This window comes from Vibrio sp. 1978 (assembly GCF_033344345.1).
Window position 1 is genome coordinate 1 of the sequence record NZ_JAWPOP010000171.1, and the last position, 1,019, is coordinate 1,019.

Sequence of the window (1,019 nt, forward strand, 5' to 3'; positions counted from 1 at the left end):
CCATGACCTAGGTTGAATACGTGACCTGTACCAGCATCACCAAAACCTTCGAGGATACCTGCTACTTCTTCACGGATACGCTCTGGTGAAGCGTAAAGCATAGATGGGTCCATGTTGCCTTGCAGTGCCACTTTATCGCCGATACGCGCTTTCGCATCAGCAATATTGATCGTCCAGTCTAGACCAACTGCATCACAACCCGTTGCTGCGATTTGCTCTAGCCACATACCGCCATTCTTAGTAAATAGCGTAACAGGTACGCGACGACCGTCATTTTCGCGAATCAGGCCATCCACAATCTTGTGCATGTATTGCAATGAGAACAGGTTGTAATCACGAGGAGTCAGAACGCCACCCCATGTATCAAATACCATAACTGACTGCGCGCCGGCTTTGATTTGTGCATTTAGGTAGTCAATCACGCTATCTGCTAGCTTATCCAGTAGAAGATGCAGAGTTTGAGGTTCTGCGTACATCATCTTCTTGATCTTCGTGAAGGCCTTAGAGCTACCACCTTCAACCATGTAAGTCGCAAGCGTCCATGGGCTACCAGAGAAACCAATTAGAGGTACATCACCATTCAAATCTTTGCGGATTTGACGCACGGCATTCATTACGTACTGCAGTTCACCTTCTGGATCTGGCAGACCGATTTTCTCTACGTCGGCTTTGCAAGTAATTGGGTTATCGAAGACCGGACCTTCACCAGCAGCAAAACGCAGACCCAGACCCATTGCATCTGGGATAGTTAGGATGTCAGAGAACAAGATCGCTGCATCAAGAGGAAAACGGCGTAGTGGTTGAAGAGTTACTTCAGACGCCAGCTCCGCATTCTTACACAAAGACATGAAATCGCCCGCTTGAGCACGCGTAGCTTTGTATTCTGGTAAGTAACGACCTGCCTGACGCATCATCCATACTGGCGTGTAATCTACCGGCTCTTTAAGAAGCGCACGCAGATAACGATCATTTTTTAATTCAGTCATTCCGTAGTTCCAATTGTTAGGCTTTCTTTGAAA

The 1,019-nt window shown here is 47.3% G+C and carries 1 protein-coding gene; it reads right to left on the reverse strand.

Annotated elements, in window-relative coordinates:
* Positions 1 to 986: uroporphyrinogen decarboxylase (gene hemE / locus R8N49_RS25270; RefSeq protein ID WP_318190230.1), on the reverse strand; the 986-nt coding region annotated here is incomplete at its 3' end.
* Positions 987 to 1,019: the final 33 nt, after the last annotated feature.